Annotated in this window: 19 protein-coding genes; 6 read left to right on the top strand and 13 right to left on the bottom strand. The window is 53.7% G+C overall.

Annotation, left to right across the window (positions count from 1 at the left end; all coding sequences use genetic code 11):
* The coding region (locus EHN07_RS15515) for an RNA-guided endonuclease InsQ/TnpB family protein (protein WP_148085475.1) at positions 1–657 on the top strand (657 nt) is incomplete at its 5' end.
* A gap of 253 nt (positions 658–910) precedes the next feature.
* Here the strand turns inward: EHN07_RS15515 and fdhE are convergent.
* Genes fdhE through fdnG form a run of 4 tightly spaced genes read right to left on the bottom strand, consistent with a single transcriptional unit; the run spans position 911 to position 6,437 of the window.
* Positions 911–1,840 (bottom strand): formate dehydrogenase accessory protein FdhE, encoded by a 930-nt coding sequence (gene fdhE, locus EHN07_RS15510; RefSeq protein ID WP_124024962.1) that lies wholly within the window; start codon positions 1,838–1,840, stop codon positions 911–913.
* Complete coding sequence (gene fdoI, locus EHN07_RS15505; protein WP_124024961.1) at positions 1,837–2,472, bottom strand: formate dehydrogenase cytochrome b556 subunit; 636 nt, start codon at positions 2,470–2,472, stop codon at positions 1,837–1,839. Before fdoI ends, fdhE begins: the two co-directional genes overlap by 4 nt.
* Complete coding sequence (gene fdxH, locus EHN07_RS15500; protein WP_124024960.1) at positions 2,469–3,374, bottom strand: formate dehydrogenase subunit beta; 906 nt, start codon at positions 3,372–3,374, stop codon at positions 2,469–2,471. The genes fdoI and fdxH overlap by 4 nt, the downstream gene beginning before the upstream one ends.
* 12 nt (positions 3,375–3,386) lie before the next feature.
* Complete coding sequence (gene fdnG / locus EHN07_RS15495; RefSeq protein WP_148085474.1) at positions 3,387–6,437, bottom strand: formate dehydrogenase-N subunit alpha; 3,051 nt, start codon at positions 6,435–6,437, stop codon at positions 3,387–3,389.
* Positions 6,438–6,609: 172 nt separating this feature from the next.
* Between fdnG and fdhD the strand changes: the two genes are divergently transcribed.
* The 3 genes from fdhD to EHN07_RS15475 are packed head-to-tail and all read left to right on the top strand — an operon-like array spanning position 6,610 to position 9,051.
* Positions 6,610–7,437, top strand: a complete 828-nt coding sequence (gene fdhD, locus EHN07_RS15485; protein ID WP_124024957.1) for a formate dehydrogenase accessory sulfurtransferase FdhD — start codon at positions 6,610–6,612, stop codon at positions 7,435–7,437.
* 9 nt (positions 7,438–7,446) lie between these two features.
* Positions 7,447–7,563 (top strand): IS1 family transposase, encoded by a 117-nt coding sequence (locus EHN07_RS20900; protein ID WP_124024956.1) that lies wholly within the window; start codon positions 7,447–7,449, stop codon positions 7,561–7,563.
* Positions 7,564–7,581: 18 nt separating this feature from the next.
* Positions 7,582–9,051 carry an ATP-binding protein gene (locus EHN07_RS15475; protein WP_124024955.1) on the top strand — a complete coding sequence of 490 codons (1,470 nt, stop codon included), beginning with the start codon at positions 7,582–7,584 and terminating at the stop codon, positions 9,049–9,051.
* A 319-nt stretch (positions 9,052–9,370) separates the two neighbouring features.
* On the opposite strand, the gene rhaM is transcribed toward EHN07_RS15475, so the two are convergent.
* The 9 genes from rhaM to rhaB all read right to left on the bottom strand — a co-directional run bounded on the left by rhaM (position 9,371) and on the right by rhaB (position 19,199).
* The gene (gene rhaM, locus EHN07_RS15470) at positions 9,371–9,685 is read right to left on the bottom strand and encodes an L-rhamnose mutarotase (protein WP_124024954.1); all 315 of its coding nucleotides are present in this window, start codon (positions 9,683–9,685) and stop codon (positions 9,371–9,373) included.
* Complete coding sequence (gene fucO / locus EHN07_RS15465) at positions 9,682–10,830, bottom strand: lactaldehyde reductase (RefSeq protein WP_124024953.1); 1,149 nt, start codon at positions 10,828–10,830, stop codon at positions 9,682–9,684. Before fucO ends, rhaM begins: the two co-directional genes overlap by 4 nt.
* A gap of 52 nt (positions 10,831–10,882) precedes the next feature.
* A complete protein-coding gene (locus EHN07_RS15460; protein WP_124024952.1) occupies positions 10,883–11,887 on the bottom strand; it encodes an ABC transporter permease in 1,005 nt (334 codons plus the stop codon).
* Positions 11,884–12,888, bottom strand: coding sequence for an ABC transporter permease (locus tag EHN07_RS15455; RefSeq protein ID WP_124024951.1), 1,005 nt, complete (start codon positions 12,886–12,888; stop codon positions 11,884–11,886). The genes EHN07_RS15460 and EHN07_RS15455 overlap by 4 nt, the downstream gene beginning before the upstream one ends.
* On the bottom strand, positions 12,888–14,399 hold the full coding sequence (locus EHN07_RS15450; RefSeq protein WP_124024950.1) for a sugar ABC transporter ATP-binding protein: 1,512 nt from the start codon (positions 14,397–14,399) through the stop codon (positions 12,888–12,890). Before EHN07_RS15450 ends, EHN07_RS15455 begins: the two co-directional genes overlap by 1 nt.
* 102 nt (positions 14,400–14,501) lie before the next feature.
* Positions 14,502–15,494, bottom strand: coding sequence for a rhamnose ABC transporter substrate-binding protein (gene rhaS, locus EHN07_RS15445; RefSeq protein WP_124024949.1), 993 nt, complete (start codon positions 15,492–15,494; stop codon positions 14,502–14,504).
* Positions 15,495–15,578: 84 nt separating this feature from the next.
* Positions 15,579–16,403, bottom strand: coding sequence for a rhamnulose-1-phosphate aldolase (rhaD, locus tag EHN07_RS15440; RefSeq protein WP_124024948.1), 825 nt, complete (start codon positions 16,401–16,403; stop codon positions 15,579–15,581).
* Positions 16,404–16,470: 67 nt separating this feature from the next.
* On the bottom strand, positions 16,471–17,730 hold the full coding sequence (gene rhaA / locus EHN07_RS15435; protein WP_124024947.1) for an L-rhamnose isomerase: 1,260 nt from the start codon (positions 17,728–17,730) through the stop codon (positions 16,471–16,473).
* Entirely contained in the window at positions 17,727–19,199 is a 1,473-nt protein-coding gene (rhaB, locus tag EHN07_RS15430) for a rhamnulokinase (protein WP_124024946.1), read from the bottom strand. Before rhaB ends, rhaA begins: the two co-directional genes overlap by 4 nt.
* A gap of 301 nt (positions 19,200–19,500) precedes the next feature.
* On the opposite strand from rhaB, the gene rhaS (EHN07_RS15425) reads away from it, so the two are divergent.
* Entirely contained in the window at positions 19,501–20,337 is an 837-nt protein-coding gene (gene rhaS, locus EHN07_RS15425; protein WP_124024963.1) for an HTH-type transcriptional activator RhaS, read from the top strand.
* A gap of 74 nt (positions 20,338–20,411) precedes the next feature.
* On the top strand, positions 20,412–21,257 hold the full coding sequence (gene rhaR, locus EHN07_RS15420; RefSeq protein WP_124024945.1) for an HTH-type transcriptional activator RhaR: 846 nt from the start codon (positions 20,412–20,414) through the stop codon (positions 21,255–21,257).
* Positions 21,258–21,319: the final 62 nt, after the last annotated feature.

The raw sequence follows: 21,319 nt of genomic DNA, 5'->3' as shown, positions 1-21,319 counted from the left end.
GGGGTAGCAAAGCTTGCCACGCTCTCTGATGGCACCGTGTTTGAGCCTGTAAACAGCTTTAAATCCAATCAGAAGAAACTCGCCAGACTCCAGCGTGAAATGAGCCGCAAGGTGAAGTTCAGCAACAACTGGAAGAAGGCGAAACGGAAAGTACAAAACCTGCATTCTCGTATCGGTAATATCCGCCGCGACTACCTTCATAAAGTCAGCACGACAATCAGCAAAAACCACGCCATGATCGTCATTGAAGACTTGAAGGTTGCCAACATGTCAAAGTCAGCAGCGGGTACGGTAAGCCAACATGGGCGCAACGTTCGTGCAAAATCAGGCTTAAACCGTTCGATATTAGATCAGGGCTGGCACGAGCTTCGCCGCCAGCTTGAGTACAAACAGCGCTGGCGAGGTGGTCAGGTGCTGGCAATTAATCCAGCCTACACCAGTCAGAAATGCGCCTGCTGTGGTCATACAGCGAAAGAAAACCGCCAGTCACAAAGTCAGTTCGAGTGTCTTGAGTGTGGATATACAGAGAATGCCGATATCAACGGTGCCCGTAATATTTTAGCGGCGGGGCACGCCGCGTTAGCCTGTGGAGAGATGGCAGCTTTAGGCCGCTCGATGAAGCAGGAACCCACTGAGGCGAGTCAGGCTTCGGTCTGAACGCTGTAGGAATCCTCGCCCTTTAGGGCGGGGAGGATGTCAAGAATAAGCCAGAATTAGCCCTTCGTTGATCTTGCCTACCGCCTAATGCTGTTTAACAGTTGTTATTTGCCATCGTGTTCAATCAATTAATTTTCAAGCCAGGCAAAGGTTTTTATTTAGAAAACGCTGAGGAGGTAGCAAAGAAGGTGTTTGCCAGAGTGAAGATATTGTTTGAATAAACAGGCAGAGTGCTGGCACCCTGCCTGATTAATTACTCCCCTTCCCCCGGGAACAAGAAAGGATTAATGCTGCTGCGGGCAAAGCCTTCTTGCTCCATGCGCGCATCGAGCACCAGCGTGGCTAAATCGTCGGCCACGGCTTCCACTTTGGCATCTTTTTCCTGATACAGAATCTTCAGGTAAGTGCCGCAGTCGCCGCAGCTTTCCGCTTTAACCGCGGACTGTTCGCTTTCCAGCGACCAGTAGTTCAAATCGCGGGTTTGCTCGCAGTTGCTGCACTTCACGCGCACCACATGCCACTCGGTTTCGCACAGGTTGCAGTGCAAATAGCGCAGGCCGCTGGTGCCGCCAATCTGCACAATGCTGGAAACCGGCATCGAACCACAAACCGGGCAGAACTGGCGTTGCTCACCGTATTCCGCTTTCGCACGCCCGGGGATCAGGCTTGCCATTTGCGCCCAGTAGAGCGACAGCGCCGCCCAAATGAACGGGGCTTTATCGCTGGAAACCCGTGCAAAATCAGCGTTAAACAGCGCGCTCGCCATCTCTTCCAGCTCTTGCGTCGAGGCTTTTTCCAGATTTTCGATAACCGCCAGTGCCTGGCCGCTCATCTCGGGTTTCAGCTCGGCAATCAGCGAATTGAGCAAGCGCTGCCAGTGCGGGTCACGCGGTAGAACGTGAATGTCCAAAGGCGGCTTGCCGGTTGCAGAAGATTTCTCAATCAGCGCGGTTAAATCCATTTCCAGCGGGTGGTCGTACAGCACCACTTCCTGCGCGTGGGCAATAAGCGCAGCAAAGCGCAGGAAATCCCCCAGCGGATTGTCGGTCGCCAGTTCGCGCAGGCGTTCTGCACGGCGGTTGTAGAGATTTTTCAGCCGGGGGAACAGTAACGGCGGGATAGTCTCCGCCGTACGTTTGTCGCTCTTATCCAGCTGGTCTTGCGGGACTATGCGAATACTCATTCCTGTCGTTTTTCCTGTTTTTGGCGAACTTCACGATACCATTTCGGATGGTGTTTCTTCGCCCAGGACGTTGTGACCCAGCCTTCCACCATCGCGGTAATCGTGCCTTTCACCCAAAGGGCAGCGTAGATGTGGACCATAATAACCACAATCAGTGCCACTGCGGCAAATGAATGCACCATCAGGGCTACGCGGATCACCGGGATTGAGAAAGCAGGCGCGAAGTAAGGACGCCAGATAATCACGCCGCTCACCAGCAGCAGCACCAGGAAAATAATCGCCGCCCAGAACACGCATTTCTGGCCGAAGTTATAACGCCCGGTGTCGCCCACTTCCTCGTTGACGACGATCTTACGAATATTCTTCGCCCAAAAGATATCCTCCCGATTGATTAGATTGTGGTGCCAGTAACGGAAAAACATGATGATAAACGAGGCAAACATCACCACACCGACGAACGGGTGGAGAATGCGCGCCAGCTGCGGCGTGCCCAGAATGTTCATCAACCAGTTAAAGGATGGGAAGAAGAAACCCAGTCCGCTGATTGCCGCCAGCATAAAGCAGAAGGCGGTGATCCAGTGGTTGATACGCTCAGGCGCGCTGTAACGCTGAATAGTCACTTGTTTCTTCATGGTTTGCGCACCTCGTCATCGTCATGATGCAGGTTTTCGTCTTCATCATCGGCGCGGTTCGGGCCGACCCCCACATAGTGGAATACGCTGGCGGCAAAGGTTGCAGCAAAGCCAATCGCGGCCAGCGGCTTCCAGACGCCTTTCCAGAATTTCACCGTTGGGCTGATGGATGGGTTCTCCGGCAGGCCGTGATACAGCGTCGGCTTGTCCGCATGATGCAGCACGTACATAACGTGAGTGCCGCCAACGCCTTCCGGGTCGTACAACCCGGCATTGTCATAGCCGCGCGTTTTCAGCTCCGCCACGCGCTCGCCCGCCAGGTTTTTCATCGACTCTTTCGAGCCAAAATGAATCGCGCCGGTTGGGCAAGTTTTCACGCAGGCAGGCTCCTGGCCGACGGTCACACGGTCTACGCACAGGGTACATTTGTAGACACGGTTATCTTCCGGGTTGATACGCGGCACGTCGAACGGGCAACCGGCAATGCAGTAGCCGCAGCCGATGCACTGCTCGGACTGGAAATCGACAATCCCATTGGCATACTGAATGATTGCTCCTTCCGCCGGGCAGGCTTTCAGGCAGCCTGGGTCCGCGCAGTGCATACAGCCATCTTTGCGGATCAACCATTCCAGTTTGTCGTTTTGCTCCACTTCCGAGAAGCGCATCACCGTCCACGATTTGGCGGTTAAATCCGCCGGGTTATCGTAAACGCCAACGTTGCTGCCAATTTCATCACGCAGGTCATTCCATTCCGAACAGGCCACCTGGCAGGCTTTACAGCCGATGCAGGTGGTGACGTCGATAAGTTTCGCGACCTGTTGCTGATGATCCCGCGCCTGCGGCGCGGGCGTAAGTCCGTTAGTGGCGGAGCGACGGATAATGTCCTGAGATTGATAAGCCATAATTCGTCTCCGTTACACCTTTTCCACATTGACCAGGAACGCTTTAAATTCAGGCGTTTGCGTGTTGGCATCCCCGACAAATGGCGTCAGGGTGTTGGCGATAAAGCCTTTCTTCGCCACCCCTTCGTAACCCCAGTGAATCGGAATACCGATGGTATCCACTTTCTGGCCGTTCACATCCAGCTGGCGGATACGCTTGGTCACCACCGCTTTGGCTTTGATAAAGCCACGGTTGGAGGAGACTTTCACCGTGTCGCCGTGAGCAATACCGAGCGAATTTGCGAGCTTCTCGCCAATCTCGATAAACTGCTCTGGCTGCGCAATGGCGTTCAGTACCGCGTGTTTGGTCCAGTAGTGGAAATGCTCGGTGAGGCGATAAGTGGTGCCGACATACGGGAACTTGTCGTGCTTGCCCATTGCTTCCAGGTCACCTTTAAACACGCGCGCCGCCGGGTTAGAAACCACGTTCGGGTGCAGCGGGTTGGTGCCAAGCGGCGTTTCAAACGGTTCGTAGTGTTCCGGGAACGGCCCTTCAGCCATCTTGTCGATAGCAAACAAGCGCCCCAAACCTTCCGGCTGCATGATGAACGGCCCAACGTCGCTGCCCGGCGCCGCAGCGCTGTAGTCGGCAATATCCGCGCCGCTCCACTTCGCGCCATCCCAGGAGATCAGGCGGCGTTTTTCATCCCACGGTTTACCCTGCGGGTCGGCAGAAGCGCGGTTATACAGAATGCGGCGGTTGAGCGGCCACGCCCAGGCCCAGGCCAGCGTGTTGCCTAAACCTGACGGATCGGCGTTATCACGACGCGCCATCTGGTTGCCGTCCGGTGTCCAGGAACCGGCGAAAATCCAGCAGCCGCTGGAAGTGGTGCCGTCGTCGCGCAGCTGGGCAAACGAGCTCAGCTGCTGGCCTTTTTTCACCAGAACCGCGCCGGTTGCCGGGTCAAGAACATCCGCCAGCGCTTTACCGTTGCTTTCCCTCGCGACTTCTTCTGGATCCGGGTTGTCAGGCGTCTGGTAATTCCAGCTCATGTTCAACACCGGCTCAGGCTGCGCACCGCCATCTTGCTGATACATGTGGCGCAGGCGAGTGAAGATGCCGGAGAGAATCTCGCCGTCGTTCAGCGCCTCTCCCGGAGCGTCCGCACCTTTCCAGTGCCACTGCAACCAGCGGCCGGAGTTGACGATAGAACCGTTCTCTTCGGCGAAGCAGGTTGAAGGCAAGCGGAACACTTCGGTCTGGATTTCCGCCGGGTCGACATCGTTAAACTCGCCGTGGTTTTGCCAGAAGTTAGCCGTTTCGGTGTTCAGCGGGTCGATGGTCACGAGGAATTTCAGCTTCGACAGTGACGCAATGACCTTGTTTTTATTCGGGAACGACGCCACCGGGTTAAAGCCCTGGCAGATGTAGCCGTTCACTTTGCCTTGGTTCATCATCTCGAAATATTGCAGGACGTCGTAGCCCTTGTCCCACTTCGGCAACCAATCGTAACCCCAGCTATTTTCCGCCGTGGCTTTGTCGCCGAAGAAGGCTTTCATCATCGAAACGAAGAATTTCGGGTAGTTGCCCCAGTAGTTTACCTGGCCTTCCAGCAGCGGTTTCGGCGTGCTGGCAGCAAGATAAGTCTGGAGGTCAGGCTGTTTTTCGTTCGGCAGGGTCATGTAGCCCGGCAGGCTTTGTGACAATAAGCCAATGTCGGTCAGGCCCTGAATATTGGAGTGGCCGCGCAGGGCGTTCACGCCGCCGCCCGCCATTCCCATATTGCCAAGCAACAGCTGGATCATCGCCATAGTGCGAATGTTTTGCGCACCAACCGAGTGCTGCGTCCAGCCCAGCGCGTACAGGAACGATGCGGTTTTATCTTTGACGCTGGTGGCGGCGAGATATTCACAGACTTTGATGAAATCGTCTTTCGGGGTGCCGCAAATATTGGCAACCACCTCTGGCGTGTAGCGGGAAACGTGTTCTTTGAGCAGGTTCCATACGCAGCGCGGGTGGCTGAGCGTCAGGTCGCGTTTGGCAAAGCCCTTCTCGTCCAGCTCGTAGTTCCAGCTGGTTTTGTCATATTTACGGTTCGCCGCATCGTAGCCTGAGAACAGGCCGTCATCGAAGCTGTAATCCTCACGTACAATCAGATTAGCGTTGGTGTAAGCCTCAACGTACTCGCGGTTATATTTATTATTGGTTATCAGGTACAACAGTACGCCAGACAGGAAAGCAATGTCTGAGCCGGAACGAATTGGGGTATAGAAATCCGCCACCGAAGCGGTACGCGTAAAGCGCGGATCGATAACAATCAGCTTCGCGCCGTTATGGATTTTGGCTTCCATCGCCCAGCGGAACCCGACGGGATGCGCTTCTGCGGCGTTGCCACCCATCACCACTACGAGATCGGCGTTCTTGATATCAACCCAGTGGTTGGTCATCGCACCGCGACCAAATGTTGGAGCAAGACTTGCTACCGTTGGTCCGTGTCAGACACGCGCCTGGTTATCCACGGCTAACATGCCGAGGGCGCGGGAAAATTTCTGGGTTAAATAACCGGTTTCATTACTGGAAGCAGATGCGCACAACATGCCGGTGGAGAGCCAGCGGTTAACCGTGGTTCCCTGGTCATTCTGGGCAATAAAGTTGGCGTCGCGGTCAGCTTTCATCAGTTTGGCGATGCGGTCAAATGCCGATTCCCAACTGATCTGTTCCCATTTATCCGAGCCTGGTGCGCGGTAAGACGGAAATTTAAGACGGCTTTCGCTGTGGATGAAGTCCACCAGCCCCGCGCCTTTCGGGCAAAGTGCGCCACGGTTGACCGGATGGTCAGGGTCACCTTCGATATGGAAGATAGATGCTTTGGCATTTTTCGCGCCGTCGCCGAGGCTATACATCAATAGCCCACAGCCAACGGAACAGTATGTGCAGGTATTACGAGTTTCGCGGGTGCGCAGCAGCTTATACTGCCGTGTTTCCGCAAGTGCCGCGCCCGGGGCAAAGCCCAGTGCAGCAGCCGTAGTCCCTGCCATACCGCCAGCACAGATCTTAAAGAACTGTCTTCTGCTGACCTGCATGGATACTCCTTTTTTCGACATTTTTTCACATTGTTTTTAGGTGTATTCTTTTGCGGTTTGCAGTGTAAAAGTCCACAATCAAACCCAGTCTGGCAACACCCCTACTCCACAAGGGGTAGGTTTCCAGAATACCACATTAGAATAAAGGCTGTTCCACTCAGGTTAAGACAAAGTGAACAAAACCAACCCAAATCAGGACAAAACCGTGAACACCGTCACTGGCGCAAGCACGATAGCGTTGTGGCAACGCCATGATTTATGCCACGCCAAAGAAGACTGGCTGGCGGAAGAAGCCCCGGTTGCGCTGGTCTACAACGGCATTTCTCATGTGGTAATGATGGCTTCACCTAAAGATCTGGAGCTTTTTGCATTAGGTTTTTCATTATCGGAAGGGATTATTGACTCTCCGGCAGAGATTTACGGAATGGATGTTTTCCCCGTTTGTAATGGCTTAGAAGTGCAAATTGAGCTTTCCAGCCGCCGCTTTATGGGCCTGAAAGAGCGCCGACGCACCCTTGCCGGGCGCACCGGCTGTGGCGTGTGCGGCGTTGAGCAACTCAATGATATTGGCCGCCCAATTGCCCCGCTGCCGTTCACACAAACCTTCGATTTGAACAATCTTGATGCCGCTTTAAACCAAATGCGCGACTACCAACCGGTCGGGCAGCTCACCGGCTGCACCCATGCCGCACTCTGGCTGAACGAAAGCGGCACCATTCAGGATGGCAAAGAAGATATCGGCCGCCATGTGGCGCTGGATAAACTGCTCGGTGCCCGTGGCCGTGCGGGCTGGCACAACGGAGCGGTGTTAGTTTCCAGCCGCGCCAGCTATGAGATGGTGCAAAAATCTGCCCAGTGCGGCGTTGAGATTTTATTTGCCGTTTCTGCCGCCACCACGCTTGCCGTTGAAGTAGCACAGCGCTGCAACCTGACGCTAATCGGCTTTAGCAAACCCGGCCGCGCCACGGTTTATACGCATCCGCAGCGGTTAAAAGCGTAACAGTGCTTCATGGGCAGTAAAGCCCACCAGCACTGGCTCTGGTATGCATACAACACTAAAACAGGCGATGTGATGTGGAATATTGCCATGTGCAGTCTAAAGCCATATCCTTGTAGGCTGATATAACTATTACTCGGTGCTTAAATGTCTGTTTCTAAAGATGAAGTCGGTTTGCGTTCTTTGCTGAAAGAGCTGGTTTCATTGCCGAAAGAGACTGAGTGGGCAGAATTTAAGCATAATGCAATAAAACCAGAAGAACTCGGAGAGTATATCTCGGCACTGGCAAATTCGGCTGCTTTGCTTGGAAAGCCAACGGCCTATATGGTGTGGGGTGTTAATGATGAGACTCATTCTATAATCGGTACTGATTTCAAGCCTTCTCTGGCTAAGCATAAACAGCAGGAGCTGGAAAGCTGGTTATTACAGGGGCTGGAACCAAAGATTGATTTTACATTCCATGAATTCTCGCCATTTGAGAATAATGCCGTCGTTATTCTGGAGATAAATGCAAATTGCCATACTCCTGTGCGTTTTTCGGGAACAGAATTTATTCGTATTGGCTCTTATAAAAAACCGCTGGGTAAACATCCAGAAAAAGAACGTGCTCTCTGGCGTGTCTTTGATAGGAAACCTTGGGAATACCGTGTAGCACGAGACAAGTGCTCTATTGATGAGGTATTGCAGTTAATCGACTACCCATCGTTCTTCTCGCTATTATCTCAACCGTTACCAGAAAGCAAAGATTCTATAATGGATTACCTTGCAAAGGATTTTGTTGTTGAGAGAAATGATGCGGGTTCCTGGGATATTACCAATCTTGGTGCCATACTTTTTGCTCGAGAATTAGATGCCTTTAAAAATTTGTCCCGTAAAGCCATTCGTTTAATCCAGTACGATGCAAATAATCGTTTTAAAACGGTAAAGGAATTACAAGGCAATAAAGGTTATGCAGTCGGTTTTGAAGGCCTGATTGATTATATTAATAACCTTTTGCCATCAAATGAAGTGATTGGGAAAGCTTTTCGCAGCGAAGTAAGAATGTATCCTGAGCTGTCTATACGAGAAGTTGTTGCCAACTCACTGATTCACCAGGATTTCAATATTGGCGGGACGGGGCCAATGCTTGAGTTGTTCTCCGACCGCATGGAAATTTCAAATCCTGGTATACCCTTAGTGGCGATTGATCGCCTTCTCGATTCCCCCCCGCGTAGCCGTAATGAAAGAATAGCCTCTCTCATGCGTAGGATGGGGATCTGTGAAGAGCGGGGAAGCGGTATTGATAAAGTTGTTATTGAAACTGAGATTTATCAGCTACCAGCCCCTCAGTTTGAGATTTATCAGGAGCACACGAAAGTCACTTTGTTTGCTCATCGCGATTTTAAGGATATGGACAATGAAGAAAAAGTCAGAGCGACTTATCTTCATTGTGTATTGAAATATCTTGAAAAGGTTCCGATGAACAACACCACACTGCGGGAAAGATTTGGTGTTGATGAAAAAAACAGCGCAATGATTAGCCGTATCATCAAGGAAGCAATGAAAGATAGTCGTATCAAGCAATACGATTCATCAGTAGGAACTAAAGCAATGCGCTACATCCCATTCTGGGCGTAGTGGGGAGTTTTGCTTGATGGTTGCTTGATTGTGGCTCCTGACTGTAAACGTGATTTATATTTTAATTATATAAAACAAAAAGATAGAAGCTTATCCATTCTGCAATTTGCTTGATGGTTGCTTGATTCGACGATTTTTCTATCCTTCTCCAGACGTCGATTTTCTATTTTGGTGATATCAATCCGAGCCTGGACGGTCACTATTGAGAAGAGGTATTTACACAAAATGGTGTACAGGCTCGTATCGTTCTATGTGGCTAAGGGCAGCTAACCCGAACAAACGCCCCCGACCAAAGCCGGGGACTATATAGAAATAAAACCTACTCTAAATAAAACACCTCTTTCAGCTCCGCACTCACCGGGCTGTTGTCGGCATTACTCGGCATGATTTCGCTCATATGCTGCCACCAGCGCTGGCACACTTCCGTTTGTGCGACCGCGTTCCAGCGGGCTTCGGACTCAATTTCTACCGTGGCAAAAAGCAGGTGGCGTTGCGCATCAAGATAAATTGCGTAGTGATGCGCGCCGTGCTGTTTTAATACCGCTTCCAGCTCAGGCCAAATCGGCGTATGGCGACGTTGATATTCTTCATGGGCATCTGGATTCACCTGCATCACAAAGGCTTTGCGGATCATAACGCCTCCAGATAGAGCTCGCGCACTTCCTCGCGAGTTGCCACGCGTGGGTTACATGGCGCGCAAGGGTCAGCCAGCGCGTTATCCAGCCAGCCTTCAATGTCAGCGGTTTTAATGCCAAGCTGGCTAAAGCCGGATGGAATACCCACACGAGCAGACAGCTCACGAATGGCGAGAATCGCCTCAAAACTGGCCTCTTCTTCGCTCATGTTCTGCGTATCAACGCCCATTGCTGCAGCAACTTTTGCAAAACGTGCAACGGCTTTCGGGCGGTTAAAAGCTTCGATAACTGGTAGCAAGATCGCGTTGCAAACACCATGCGGCAGATTGTGCGTCGCACCCGGCTGGTGTGCCAACGCATGCACCAGGCCAAGGCCTGCGCTGTTAAACGCCATACCCGCCAGGTACTGACCGTAAGCCATCATTTCACGCGCTTCGAGGTTGTACCCGTCGTCAACGGCTGTTGGCAGCCACTGGCTAATCAGGCGGATAGACTCCAGCGCATTGGCGTCAGTTAATGGGTGAGCGGCAATGGAAACATAGGCTTCAATGGCGTGGGTGAGCGCATCCATGCCGGTGGCGGCGGTAACGCTTGCCGGGATCTCAAGCATCACGCTGGCGTCATCTACCGCAATATCTGGGATCAGGTTAGTGTCGATAATCACTTCTTTCACATGGCGCACGGAGTCGGTGATCACCGCGTTGCTGGTCATCTCTGCCGCTGTGCCCGCGGTGGTGTTAATTGCCACCAGCGGAACGCCTGGGTTGGTGACTTTACCAACGCCGGAATAGTCGGTGGAGGGGCCAGGGTTGGCGGTGAGGATTTTCACCGCTTTAGCGGTATCAATCGGACTACCGCCACCGAAGGCAATCAGGTAATCGCAACTTGCCGCCTGGTATGCAGCAAAACCTTGTTGCACCAGCTCCTCCGTTGGGTTCGGGAACACTTCGTCGAACAGTTCGTAAGAAAGCTGATGTTCGTCGAGCGCGCTAAACAGGCTGTCGAGCAGGCCCATTTTCACCAGTTGCCCGTCGGTAATGATTAACGCTTTCCCCCAGGGTTTGGCGGCGATTAATTTCACCATATCGCCGATGGCACCTGCGCCGTGCAGGCTGATTTTTGGTAAGGCCAACATAAAGCTCATCGCTATTCTCCTTAATATTATGACGATGGCCGCCCGGCCACCGTCTCGGTATTCAGCGCCGTGTCCGTTGCATAATGCGGCGGGTAATTATCGGTAGCGAAATCACGGCGATCAGCATCGCGCCAACAATAATCGACATCACAATACCCGGCACATTCAACAGGCTTAGCCCGAAGGTGACGAGGCCCATCAGGAAGGCGGCAATAATCACCCCCGCCATGCTGCCGGAGCCGCCCAGAATATTGACGCCGCCCAGCACCGCCATGGTCACTACGCTTAATTCCCAACCCATAGCGATGGTCGGGCGCGTGCTGCCAAGACGCGAAGTCAGCAACACGGAGGCAAGCCCCGCCATCACGCCCACCAGCACAAACAACATCAGGTTGTGGCGTTTCACATTGATACCGGAATACCACGCGCCGGTCGGGTTATTGCCGATGGCGTAGGTCCGGCGGCCAAAGTTGGTTTTATGCAGCAGGAAGGCGAAAACCGCCCCCAGTACAATGAACAGGGCGAATTCAAACGATAACGCGCCCCAGACATAGCCCTGGCCAAACCAGGCAAAACTTTCCGGGTAGTGATTTAGCGCCTGGTCGCCCAGCAAAATGTAGGTAATGCCGCGATACAGACTCATGGTGCCGATGGTGATAACAATTGATGAAAGGTTAAAACGCGTGACCAGCAGGCCGTTGAACAAACCGCACAGCAACCCGACGCCAAGCCCGATGCACACCAGTCCTGCGGTATCGACACCTGCCTGAGCGCAAAAGCCCATTGCCGTTGAACTGAGCGCAATGGTTGACGCCACAGACAGGTCAATTTCACGGGCGATAATCAACATCGCCATCGGCAACACGACGATCGCTTTTTCCGTGAAGTTAAAGGTGGCGTCCGACAGGTTCCAGAGGTTGAGGAAATAGGGCGATGCCAGCGCATTTACCACAAACACCGCCAGCGTTACCGCCAGTAAAAATGATTCCCAGCACAGCAAGCGGTGCCACAGAGGAGCCGCTCCAGCCTGCGGTGGCACAGATTCAGCAATCAAAGACTTATTCATGGTTTCACCGCCTGCTTTGGTTGGGAAAATGCTGCGTCGCGCAGAATCAGCCGCCCTTTGCGTTTATTGCCGCGTTCGTTAAGCAGCACCGCAATCACAATCACTGCACCCGATATCGCCATCTGCCAGAACGGTGATACACCAATCACCGGCAGCGCGTTGTTGATCACGCCGAGGAACAAAGCGCCAAACAGGCAGCCGAGCACGCGCCCGATCCCGCCCATGGTGCTTATTCCCCCAATCACACAGGCTGCGACGATTTGCAGTTCAAAACCGTTAGCTACGTCGACATACGCAACGGCAAAGCGAGAAATCCACAAATAGCCGCAAAAACCGGCCAGCGCCCCCGAGAGGCTAAAGCTGATGAACTGCATTTTCCCGGCGTTGATGCCGGTGTAATATGCCGCCGTCGCATTGCCGCCAGCGGTGTACATCGCCCGCCCGGTGCGGCTGTAGCGCAAGAAGTAGCCCACCAGCAAAAGAGCGGCGACCGCACACCAACTCAGCAACGGCATTCCCAAAACCACCGCGCGCGGTAAGCCGAGAAAGTCGCTACTCATTTGATGGGCGTTAATCCAGCCGCCGTTTGACAGCAAAAAGATAATGCCGCGATAAATGCTCATGGTGCCGAGGGTGACGACAATCGCCGGAATGCCGAGCTTCCAGACCAGCAAGCCGTTAATCACGCCCATCACCAGGCCAAGAACCGTTGCCAGGGATAGCAGCGCCCAGACCGGGATTTGCGGATAGTGGAAGTTAAGCAAGGCGACAATCATGCCGGTCAGCGCCAGGTTCGCCGCCATCGACAAATCAATGCCTTTGGTCAGCAGCACCATCATCTGGCCGAGAGCGAGAATGATCAGAATCGAGGTGTCGTTGAACATTTCGACCAGGTTGCCCGGTGCGAGGAACGACGGCACGCGGCTGCCAATCCCCAGAATCATCAGCAAGATGACGCCCGCCAGCAGAAATTCGCGATGTTTGAGAAGAGATTGCCACATTACGCTGCCTCCTCATGGGAACCGCTGGCGGCGCTGACAATCATTTCAGCACTCGCTTCACCCGCCTCAAATTGCGCCACCATCAGCCCTTCGTGCATCACGATAATCCGGTCCGCCATGCCCATCACTTCCGGCAGCTCGGACGACACCATGATCACCGCCAGGCCGTGGCCGACCAGCTCGGACATAAACTGGTGCACCGCCGCTTTAGAGCCGATATCAATGCCTTTGGTCGGTTCATCGAGGATGATCACCGTCGGCTGCGTTGCCAGCCATTTGCCGATCACCACCTTCTGCTGGTTGCCGCCGGAAAGCGTTTCAACCGGCTGTTTCCAGCTAAAGGCTTTGACCTGCAAACGTTTAGCGTATTCATCGGCCAGCGCCCATTCGCGCGCATCGTTTAATATTCCACGCGGGTTCAGGCGGCTCAGTTGCGGCAGGCTGATGTTTTGGTAAATGGGTAATTCGATAATCGCGCCCTGTTTCTGACGCTCTTCCGGCACGCAGACAATCCCGGCTTTAATGGCATCGGCGGGCTGGCGGAACTGCATCGCCTGGCCGTTAAGCAGGATTTCGCCGTGGGACGGGCGCGAAACACCCGATAGCGCCTGCATTAACTCGGTACGCCCGGCACCGACTAAGCCGTAGAAACCGAGGATTTCCCCTTTGCGCAGCTGGAAGTCGATATGGGCAAATTCGGTTGGATGGCAGAGGTCTTTCACCTCCAGCACCACCTCCCCTGGCTCGCAATTCACTTTCGGGAAGGCGTGAGTGATTTCGCGCCCCACCATCATGGTGACCATCCGCTCTTCGGTTATCTCGCTGATTTTCCCGGAGCTGATATAGATGCCGTCGCGCAAAATGGTGTAGTGATCGGCGATGGCAAAAATCTCGTCGAACTTGTGCGAGATAAACAGGATCGCTTTGCCTTCGGCTTTCAGGCGCTCGACGATTTGATAAAACTCGACGATTTCATGCTGCGAAAGCGCGGCGGTAGGTTCATCCAGAATCACCACCTGCGCTTCAAACGACAGCGCGCGGGCAATCGCCACCATATGGCGTTGGGCAATACTCAGCGTTTTGAGCGTGGCGCGAGGGTTAATTGGCACTTCCAGGCGAGTGAGGATCTCCTGCGCCTGCTGGTGCATCGCAGGCCAGTCGAGCTTCTTAAAGAAGCCGCGATAAAGATAGTGGCCGACAAAAATGTTCTCCGTGACGGTCAGCTCATCGAACAGCACCGTTTCCTGGTGAATCGCCGTGATGCCGACTTTATGCGCCGCTTCCGGGTTTGGCAGCGTTATCGGTATCGCTTTATAAAGCAGTTCGCCCTCTTCCGGCTGATAAATTCCGGTCATGACTTTAACCAGTGTGGATTTACCTGCGCCGTTTTCACCGATTAACGCCGTGACTTTTCCCGGCCATAAATCAAGATGAACATTCTCAAGGGCGCGCACGCCGGGGAAGACTTTGGTTATTCCTTTCAGGGACAGCAGTGGTGTAGTGAGTGTCATGGTAAATTCCCCATCCAAAATGGTGGATGGCGCGAACGCTTATCCACCCTACGTTTGGCCTTTGTAGGGCGGGTAAGCAAAGCGTCACCCGCCAATACCCAATCAGAATATTTTGGAGAATTTATCGATGTTGCTGGCATCGTAAACAAACGGCTCAGCCATCGCGCCGCTGCCGTCGGCATCTAGCTTCACTTTGCCCAGCTTGCCCATGCTGGCCTCGGTTTTCGTCGCCGTACCTTTCACTAAATCATCAGCCAGATAAGTTGCGGCGTAGCCCAAATCAATGGGGTTCCAGATAGCGAAGCTTTTCGACGCGCCAGATTTCACCGCACCCGCCATTTCAGACGGTAAACCCAGGCCAGTCACATAAACTTTGCCGATTTTGCCCTGGTCTTTCACCGCTTGCGCCGCGGCAACAATCCCGACGGACGACGGCGAGACTATCACTTTCAAATCCGGGTAGGATTTCAACAGGCCGACGGTTTCGCGGTAGCTTTTATCAGACAGATCGTCGCCATAAGCGACCGTCACCAGGTTCACGGCAGGATATTTCGGCAGCACCTTTTTCATCTCAGCAATCCAGATATTCTGGTTAGTTGAGGTAGGCGTTGCGCTCAGAATTGCCACATCGCCTTTTTCCACGTTCAGCGCTTTTAAGGCGTCGGCGGCCAGTTTGACGTTGGTTTCGCCAATCAATGCGTTATTGGAAGGGTTGAGGTGGATCTGGCGGCCCTCTTTTGCCACGCCGGAATCCCACGAAACCACTTTGATGCCGCGCTGCATGGCTTTTTTCAGCACCGGAACCAGCGCATCGGGGTCATTGGCAGAAATAGCAATGGCATCAACACCCTGAGCGATCAAGCCGTTGAGAACTTCAATTTGTGCTTCCGCGGTGGTGGTGGTTGGGCCGGTATAAATCACTGTTACATCCCCCAACTCTTTGGCGGCTTCCTGCGCCCCGACGTTTGCGGCTTCAAAGAAACCATTGCCGAGGGATTTCGCCACCAGCGCGATTTTCACTTCAGCAAAGGCAGAGCTGGACAGAGCCAGTGCGACAACGGTGAGCGTACAACCTAATATTGCTTTAGTTTTCATTGCTTGTACTCCGATGTATGTAGGGTCAGTTTGCAGGTGTTGTTATTTTTCACAGGGTGGATGAACCCACCCTGCGTTTACGGCTTACAGCTCTAATGCACTTGCTAATGGGGTGACGCCAAAACGTTTACCGAGTGCGATAAGCTCGTCGCGCGAGATGGTCTGTTTCATACCTCCCATCGAAATGACTTTTACCAATACTTCGGCAGATTTTTCGGCGGTATCGATAAGACCAAAGGCTTCATCAAGCGTTGGGCCACTGCCAAATACCCCGTGGAACGGCCACAGCACCAGCGAGTGTTTTGTCATCTCGCCCGCGGTCGCCGTACCAATTTCATCGGTGCCCGGCACCATCCACGGCAGAATGCCGACGCCGTCCGGGAACACCACCAGGCACTCGGTGCTGCCTTCCCACAGTTTGCGGGTGATCACGTCAGTGTTATTTTCCAGCACGTAAGTCAGGGCAATCAGGTTGGTGGCGTGGCAATGCATAATGACGCGATCTTTTCCGCCGGTGGTTTTGATACGCACGCTGTGTGACTGGAAATGCGAAGCCAGTTCCGAAGTCGGCACCGCTTCGTTCTCCAGCCCCCACAAAATGTGGTAGCCCGTACCGCGATTGTCCACTTTCACCACGCCAATATTTGCCGCCGGGTCGAGCTGCACGTTGCGGAAGAATTTGCCGGAACCGGTCACGATAAACGGCGTGTTCGCCAGCTCAGGCATTGGCTGGCTAAGGGGGATGTAGCGTGGAGAGGCGTGGAAATCAGCCTGGAACGGCGTGATATCCGCTTCATCCAGACGCATAGTGATGTTGCCGCCGTTACGCTCGTCCCAGCCTTTCAGCCAGGCGTCGCTCGTTGCTTTGATCATACCTTCGACAAACCAGGCGTTGAGGATGTTCTGCATAGTCTTGTGTTCCTGTTGTGTTCGTTTTTTCCCTTCTCCCTGAGGGAGAAGACCGGGATGAGGGTGGTTAACCGCGTTGACTCAACACGTCTTTTTCATAAGTCCGCACCGTTTTCAGCCACTGGGCATCAACCGGCGTGTCGTTGCGCTGGCAATACATTTCCCAGATCGCCGCCCACGGCAGCGATTTTTGCTCTTCGAGCAGCGCCAGACGCGCGGTGTAATCGCCTGCCAGCTCCAGCTGGCGCAGCGTCTCTGTTGGCTCCAGCAGCGCACGCAGCAGCGCTTTCTTCATATTGCGGGTGCCGATAACCCAGGCGGCGATGCGGTTAATGGAGGCGTCGAAGAAATCCAGACCGATGTGCACACGATCGAACAGATCGTGGCGAATAATCTCGCTGGCGATCGCCTGAGTTTCATCATCCAGCAGCACCACGTGGTCGCTGTCCCAACGCACCGGACGGCTCACGTGCAGCAATAAACGCGGCACATACAGCATGGCGCTGGAGATTTTGTCGGAGATAACTTCGGTCGGGTGGAAGTGGCCGGCATCCAGACACAGTGCGGTCTGGCGGCTGGTGGCGTAACCAAAATAGAATTCGTTGGAGCCGACGGTATAGCTTTCCGCGCCGATGCCGAACAGCTTGCTTTCTACCGCGTCGATATGGTGTTGCGGATTGAGTTTTTCGCTCATCGCTTCATCAAGTGCGGCGACTAAACGCTGGCGCGGGGCCAGGCGGTCAACGGTGATGTCTTTCATGCCATCCGGGATCCAGATATTCATCACCGACGGCGTGCCCAATTGTTCACCGAAGTACGCGGACACTTTGCGGCTGGCCTTAACGTGGTCAATCCAGAACTGGCGGATTTCATCGTTAGCGTGCGAAAGCGTAAAACCGTCGGCGCTTAACGGATGCGAGAAACAAGACGGGTTAAAATCCAGCCCTAATTTGTTAGTTTTCGCCCACTCAACCCAGTTTTTAAAATGTTCTGGTTTGATTTTGTCGCGGGAAACCGGCTGTTCAGACTCCAGATAAATGGCGTGCAGATTCAGGCGTTTTGGCCCGGGGATCAGGCTTAATGCGCGTTCCAGATCCGAGCGTAATTCAGCGGCGTTGCGCGCTTTGCCCGGGTAATTGCCCGTCGCCTGAATCCCGCCGCTCAGCGCGCCTTCCGGGTTTTCAAATCCGGCAACATCATCGCCCTGCCAGCAGTGCATAGAAACCGGTAAACGGTCGAGCTGTTGCAGTGCGGCTTCAACATCAACACCGACAGCAGCAAAGCGCTGTTTCGCCAGTTCCCAGGCTGTTTCAAGAGATGTGGTCATGCGCAAAACTCCTTTCGTGTTTGAATGTTCAGCGGAAACTGCGCGATATAGCGGGCAATTTCGCTTTCTGTTTCGGGGGAAAAAGATTTCAGTTCATAGTTGGCGGCGACCACTTTGCGGAAGTCATCGACATCAGTGATTTCGTCCAGCGCCATTAACTGGCAGCCGATATTGCCGAGCGTTGAGGCTTCAATCGGCCCGGCGAATACCGGAATACCACAGGCATCGGCGCATAGCTGATTGAGTAAGGTGTTCTGGCTGCCGCCACCGACAATGTGCAGGCAGCTAAACGGGCGGCCACGGACGGAGGCAAGTTCTGATAGCGTTTTGGCATACAGCAGCGCCAGGCTGTCGAAAATGCAGCGCGCTAGTTCGTTGTCGGTGAACGGCACCGGCTGGTTGCTTTCGCGACACGCCGCCTGAATTTCCCGGCTCATGCTTTCTGGGTTGATAAAACGATCATCGTTCGGATTGATCACAAATTGGCAGGCCGTTGTTTTACGAGTGCGATCGATAAGATCGGGCAGATCGGCGATCCCCAGCTCTTTCGTCACGCGCTGCAAAAGCCACAGCCCCATAATGTTTTTGAGCACCCGATAGCGCCCTTCCGCACCGCCTTCATTGGTGATGTTGGCGGCTAACGCGGCGCTGTTGGCGTAAGGCGTTTTGCTCTCAAAACCCATCAGCGACCAGGTGCCGGAAGAGAGATACGCGGCATCTTTGTCTTTCAGCGGTGCACCAATCACCGCGCTGGCAGTGTCATGCGTGGCCACTGAAACCACCGGGATTTTGTTGCCTTCACGGCAAATCCACTGGCCGATAACATTGCCCGGATGCGTCGGTGTGCCGAACCATTTATGCGGCACGCCTGCCCAGTCGAGCAGCGTTTCATCCCAGCTGTCGCTGTTGATATTCACCATCTGCGTGGTGGTGGCGTTGGTATATTCCCAGTTCAGGGCCCCGGTCAGGCGGTAGCAAAAATAGTCCGGGATCAGCAGCGCATGTTCGACTTTATCAATCAGTTCCGGCTGCTGTTCCACCAGCGCACGGAACTGATAGAGCGTGTTAAATGGCAGGAATTGAATGCCGGTGCGTCGGTAAATATCTTCACGCCCTAACTGAGTTAAAGCGATATCCAGTACGCCATCGGTACGTTTGTCACGGTAAGAAACCGGCTGCCCGACGCGCTTGCCGTCGCAGCCAATCAGCACGTAATCCACGCCCCAGGTGTCGATGCCGATGCTGTCAATGGCGATGCCTTCATCGCAGGCTTTTTGTAGGCCGGTGCGGATCTCATGCTCCAGCGCATCCACATCCCAGACGGTGGCACCCTCGAGCTGTTTTAAGCAGTTGGTGAAACGATGAATTTCGCGCAGGCAGATGCTGCGGGTATCACGTTCAAAGCGCGCCAGCATGACACGGCCACTTGATGCGCCGAGATCTACCGCAACACTATGGCGTAGAGTCATTTTGGGGTCCTTACTAAATGAATTACCCCTCACTCTAAAAAAGAACGCCGCCATCCACCTTCTTGACACTGACAGCGCCAATCAGCCGCTGGCAAAGAAGCAAAGATGAACGTGAGATATGTCACAAAACCCGTTTTCTCAGCCCCAAAATCACCTGTGATGCCTTCCGCATTTCCTGATAATTCCCGCCCTTTCTTAAAAAACGCGCGGCTTTTAACGGATTTCGTGTCGAAATTTTAAGGTGCAGACAAGAATCATTACCTACTATCAGGCAACAACAAAAAGCAGCCTGGGGGTAATGATGACGGTATTATATGGTTTTGATTTTTTCCCATCGGGAAATGCATCCGTGGCCATTGAGCCGCGTTTACCTCAGGCCGCATTTCCTGAACATCACCATGATTTTTGTGAAATTGTTATTGTTGAACACGGTACCGGCACCCACGTTTTTAACGGCCAGCCGTACACGCTAAGCGGCGGCTCGGTCTGCTTTGTACGTGACCACGACCGCCATTTATACGAGCACACCGAAAACCTCTGCCTGACCAATATTCTGTATCGCGCGCCGGATGCCTTTTGCTTTTTGTCCGGGATCGATAAGCTGCTGCCGCAGGAACAGGACGGGAATTACCCGTCACACTGGCGTATAAACCAGCCGGTGTTGCAGCAGGCGCGTGGCCTGATCGAGCAGTTTGAACAGCTTGGTGAAGCGGCGGATACCCACACCGTTGCCAGCCGTGAAATTCTGTTTATGCAGCTGCTGGTACTGCTGCGCAAAGGCAGCCTGATGGAAGGCGCGGCAAGTTCGCAAGGCCGTTTAAACCAGCTGATGGCGTGGCTTGAAGATCATTTCGACGAAGATATTTGCTGGGAGCAGCTGGCCTCACAATTCACCCTTTCTCTGCGCACGTTGCATCGCCAGCTTAAACAGCAAACCGGCTTGACCCCGCAGCGCTATCTCAACCGTTTACGCCTGATGAAAGCCCGCCACCTGCTGCGCCATGGCGAAGAGAGCGTAACGGATATCGCCTTCCAGTGCGGGTTTGGCGACAGCAACCATTTTTCGACGCTGTTTAAGCGTGAGTTCTCCTGGTCACCGCGCGAGATCCGCCAGGGCCGCGACACGCAACTTCAGTAATCGCGAAGGCAGTCACCGTTTTTTTTGCCAAAAAAGCCAATACTTTCTGATTATTGAGTTTTCGAGGTGTTGCGGTGACCAGCCATTTAGTACTCAGGAAAGCCGATTTCTTCGCCTCTGCTACGCAGCCCGTGGCGGTGGCGGATCGCTACCCGCAAAACGTCTTCGCCGAACACACCCATGATTTCTGCGAGCTGGTTCTGGTGTGGCGCGGCAACGGCCTGCACGTTCTCAATGACCGCCCTTATCGCATTACCTGCGGCGACCTGTTTTATATCCGTGCCGAAGACCGCCACTCTTACACCTCGGTAAACGACCTCGTTTTGCAAAATGTTATCTACTGCCCCGAGCGCCTGCAGCTGGATTTAGACTGGAAAGCGCTGATTCCAGGCTTGGATAAAAAGCCGTTTCAACCCTACTGGCGGCTTGGCAGCACCGGCATGAACCCGGTACGGCAAATCATTACGCAAATCGAGCAAGAGAGCCGTAAAGCTGACGACTTTTCGGTTGCCATGATGGAAACCCTGTTCGCCCAGCTAGCGCTTACCCTCAATCGGCATCGCTATGCCGTAGATAGCGTACCGGTAACCAGCAGCGAAACGCTATTAGATAAGCTGATTACTGCGCTGGCTGGCAATCTGGAAAGGACATTTGCGCTCGAACAGTTCTGCCAGCAAAACCAATGCAACGAGCGCACCCTTCGTCAGCAGTTCCGCCAGCAAACCGGCATGACCGTAAACCACTATTTGCGCCAGCTGCGCATCTGCCATGCGCAATATCTTCTGCGTCATACCGATTATCTGATTAGCGAAGTGGCCACTCGCTGCGGTTTTGAGGACAGTAACTACTTCTCAGTGGTCTTCACGCGTGAAATGGGTATGACGCCAAGCCAGTGCAGACAGCGCAATGTTGCTGCCTGAATAAATCCGACACCCGGAAAGCAGGTGCCGTTGAGATGGCTGACAACGCAGGAAAAAGCGTG

The organism is Buttiauxella warmboldiae (assembly GCF_003818135.1).
Lineage (GTDB): Bacteria > Pseudomonadota > Gammaproteobacteria > Enterobacterales > Enterobacteriaceae > Buttiauxella > Buttiauxella warmboldiae.
The sequence above is the reverse complement of the archived record's forward strand: the minus strand, read 5'-3'. Positions and strand labels throughout refer to the sequence as shown.